Source organism: Mycobacterium sp. TH-M106, assembly GCF_057473765.1.
In genome coordinates this window covers 1-4,081 of record NZ_JBYCLE010000160.1, presented here as the reverse complement: position 1 = coordinate 4,081, position 4,081 = coordinate 1, and the positions used below count along the sequence as shown (strand labels likewise).

Annotated in this window: 3 protein-coding genes and 1 pseudogene; all 4 read right to left on the bottom strand. The window is 64.9% G+C overall.

The features are described 5' to 3' along the window. Positions 1-279: pseudogene (locus AC2VOP_RS05730) on the bottom strand (hypothetical protein); the annotation flags it as partial. Positions 280-294: 15 nt separating this feature from the next. Further along, complete coding sequence (locus AC2VOP_RS05725; RefSeq protein ID WP_486960052.1) at positions 295-888, bottom strand: TetR family transcriptional regulator; 594 nt, start codon at positions 886-888, stop codon at positions 295-297. 1 nt (position 889) lies between these two features. Beyond that, positions 890-2,674 carry an N-acyl-D-amino-acid deacylase family protein gene (locus AC2VOP_RS05720; RefSeq protein WP_486960053.1) on the bottom strand — a complete coding sequence of 595 codons (1,785 nt, stop codon included), beginning with the start codon at positions 2,672-2,674 and terminating at the stop codon, positions 890-892. A 52-nt stretch (positions 2,675-2,726) separates the two neighbouring features. Then, on the bottom strand, positions 2,727-4,081 hold a 1,355-nt coding region (locus AC2VOP_RS05715), incomplete at its 5' end, for a flavin-containing monooxygenase (protein ID WP_486960051.1).

Sequence of the window (4,081 nt, the reverse complement as noted above, 5' to 3'; positions counted from 1 at the left end):
CTCGCCCAGCAGCACGATGTCGTGACCGGCGATCAGGGCGCGTTCCAGCTGCGGCAACACCGTTTCGTCGAACCCGAGGATCCCGGGCCAGATGTCTCGCATCTCTCGGTCGGCGGCAAGCGCGGCGAGCAGGTTCTCTCGGACCTCGGCTTTGACTCCCCGCTCGCGGTGACCAGCGGCACGCAGCTCGCCGACGGTTTTGGGGAAATCGTGCGGATGATTGGGTGCGGTCACCCGTTCCACGCTACGACGGCGTGGGTTGTCCGTCACGGCCCGCATGCCCCGGCCGGCCGCTCACTCGACGCCCATCCCGCGTAGCAGCGACAACAGCAGCGGGATCAGCTGAGCGTCGAGGTCAGGCTGCGGCAGCACCGCGCGCACCAGAGCGGCACCGTCGAAGGTGGTCGTCATCAAAGCCACCACGGCCGGAAAGACGTCTTTTGGGAAGGCGTCTGCGCCGGGCAGGGCGCATGCGGCGTCATAGATCTTTGCGCTGTACTCGGCGAGGACGTCTTGTAAAGTCGCCCGCAACTTCTCGTCGGTGCGTGCCGCGATCATCAGTTCGTACAGCACGGCATTGGTCGGGTTACGGGTGATGTCGGCCAGGATGGTCAGCACCGCCGCCACCGCCGGCTGGCCGTCCGGGATCTCGGCGACACGCTTGGCGAACAGGTCCAGCTGCCGGCGCAGCACCTCGTAGGCGGTGGCGGCCATGAAATCACCCATGGTGTCGAAGTGCCGGAATAGCGCCCCATCGGAGACTTGCGCGCGCCGGGAGATCGTCTTGGCCGACGCCCGGGCATAGCCGAACTCGATGATGGTGGCGATACTGGCGTCAAGGAGCCGCGCGATGGTCGCCTCCCGACGTTGTTGCTGGCTGCGGGCCACCTCAGACTCGCTGAAGCTGACGGATGTCCGCCCGCAGAAACCGTCCGGACTTCACCGTGGTGCCGTATCCGTCGCAGAAAGTGCCACTGCGATACACGACGGCGCCGCCGACGCCGGTCGCCACCACGGCTGCGTCGTTGCGGTTGACCATGCGGCGCAGCCCCCCGTAGAACGGGACTTCCTCTTCGTGGTAGCCCTCCACCGAGTCGTCGAGGCCGGCTGGGTCGATCACCACGAAATCCGCTCGGTCACGTGGGCGCAACGTCCCAGCGTCGAGGCCGAACCACTCGGCGATTTCGGAGGTGAGCCGATATACCGCGCGTTCGACGGTCAGGAACGGATGCCCCGCCCGCTCGGCGTCCAGCACGCGCTTGAGCAGCCGCAGCCCGAAGTTGTAGAAGGCCATGTTGCGTAGGTGCGCACCGGCGTCGGAGAACCCCAGATGAATGCTCGGCTCGGCGGCCAGCTTGTCAAGTTGGCGAGGACGATGGTTGGCGATGACGGTGGTCCACCTAACATTGCGCTCGCCGTTGTCGACCAGCACATCCAAGAACGCATCCAGCGGGTGCAACCCACGTTCGTCAGCGATCCGCCCGAAGCTCTTGCCGATCAAATCTGGGTCGGGGCAATCGACGATCACCGCATCATGAAAATCTCGGTGCCACAACGTGGGTCCGAGCTTTCTACGATCGAACTCACGGCGGAACCGACGACGGTAGGCGGTGTCGGCGAGTAGTTCGTTGCGCTGCAGCTGATCACGCAGATGCAGCGCAGCGGTGCCGGCGCCGAACTCCTCGAAGACCGGCAAATCGATACCGTCGGAGTACAACTCGAACGGAACTGGCAAGTGCTGGAATCGCACTTGTGAGCCCAGCACAGCGTTGAGCAGCCGAGTACCGAAGCCAAAGGCCCGCGCAGCGCCGGGCGCCGACTTGGCGTCCGCCGACACCAAGAGACTCATCCGCACGCCCCGGCGTAGACCGAAAACCCGGCTGCTGGAAAGGAAGAACAGCAGTCCCTCGATAGCGTTGGCGACGTCGGGTGCACTCTGCAGGATCCGGCCACGTCGGCGCAGCACGCCGATCAGCTTGCGACGCTCACGCCAGCTGGCGAACGTCGACGGCAGCGCTCGGGACCGGTACCGATTGCCGTCGAGTTTGTCGATCGCCGCGTCCATTCCGGACATGCCCAGCAAGCCGGCATCGAGTGCTTGGTCGAGTAGTGTCGCCATCCGATCCAGCTCGGCATCCGTCGGCCGGGTGGCATCGTCGGTGGCGCGGTCCAGCCCCAACACTGCGGTCCGCAGATCCGAATGCCCTAGCAGCGAGCTGACATTGGGACCCAGCGGCAGCTCATCCAGCGCGCGCACGTAATCTGCAGGGCCCGACCAGGTCTTCTTGGTCTGCAGCGCGCCCAGGACGAACGTGCGGGGCACTGCTTCGACCCGGCTGAACAGATCGGCAGCGTCCTCGGCGTCGGCGTACACCGTCGACAGCGAACAGTTGCCCAGCAGCACCGTGGTGACCCCGTGTCGCACCGATTCGCGCAACCCCGGATCGAGGAGCACCTCCGCGTCGTAGTGGGTGTGCACGTCCAAAAAACCCGGGACGACCCACTTGCCGGTGGCGTCGATCACGTCCGGGCAGCCGGTCTCGTCCAACCGGTCGGCGGAGACCGCCGCGACGACGCCGTCGCTGATGCCCAGCGTGCGGATCTGCGGGGCGCTGCCAGTGCCGTCGAACCACAATCCGTTGCGGATGATCACGTCGTAGGACACGACCCAGATAGTAAGTGACTACAATCTAACTGTCAACGCCGGCAGGCAGGCTAAGCCTAGGCTAAACCGCCACCGGCACATGGTGTCTGGTGAACTGCAGAGCCTTCTCGTCGACTCTGCCATGTCGGATCAGCCGGACGTCCAGCAGGTAGTTCTGCTTGAGCCGCCATGGTGTGCGCGATCCCGCCCTGGGCAGGTAGCCCAGCGACCGCAGCACGTAGCCGGGGGTGAAATCCATCAGCGGCCGGTCTTCGATGTCGTCGCCGGGTTGTCCCGGCACCACAGTGTCGAACCCGTGGGAGTCCATATAGTTGAGCACCCGGCAGACGAACTCCGACACCAGATCCGCCTTGAGCGTCCAGGAGGCGTTGGTGTAGCCGACTGTGAACGCCATGTTCGGCAACCCGGTCAGCATCATCCCCTTGTAGGACATAGTGTCGTGCAGTTCCACCGGCACGCCGTTGCGGCTTATCGCCGCCCCACCGAACAGCTGCAGATTCAATCCGGTCGCGGTGATGATGATGTCGGCGGCCAGCTCTTCGCCGGAGGCCAACCGAATGCCGGTCCTGGTGAAGCGGTCGATGGTGTCGGTGACCACGTCCGCCCGGCCGTGCCGGATGGCGCGGAAGAGGTCTCCGTCAGGCGCCAGACACACCCGCTCGTCCCAGACGTTGTAGCGCGGGCCGAAATGCTTCTGCACGTCGTAGCCCTTGGGCAGCTGGCGCTCGGCTATGCGCATCATCGTCTTGCGCATGAACTTCGGGAAGCGTCGGGCAAGTTGGTACTGTACCACCTGGAACAGAATGGCCTTCCATCGGTTGAGACCGTAGGCAACCCTCTCCGGCAGCACCTTGTTGATCCGCACCGCAACCGGATCGACCGCGGGCAACGAACCGATGTATGTCGGTGAGCGCTGCAGCATGGTGACGTGACCGACGCCCGAATCGGCAAGCGCCGGGATCAGGGTGACGGCGGTGGCGCCGCTGCCGATCACGACGATCTTCTTGCCCTGGTAATCGAGGTTCTCCGGCCAGTGCTGCGGGTGGATGACGGGGCCGGCGAAGTCCTGCGAGCCGACGAACTCCGGGCAGTAGCCCTCGTCGTAGTTGTAGTACCCGCTGCAGGCGACCAGGAACGAGCAGGAGATCTCGCTGTGCTTGCCATTCTGTTCGACGGTCAGGGTCCAGACGTTGTCGGCATCGGACCAATCGGCGGCAATCACCCGGTGGCCACAACGGATGTGCCGGTCAATGCCGAACTCGGCAACGGTCTCATGCAGGTATGCCTTGATGTCCGGACCGTCGGCGATCCCCTTGGCTGACGTCCACGGCTTGAACCGGAACCCCAGGGTGAACATGTCGGAGTCCGAGCGAATCCCGGGGTAGCGGAACAGGTCCCAGGTGCCGCCCAAGTCGT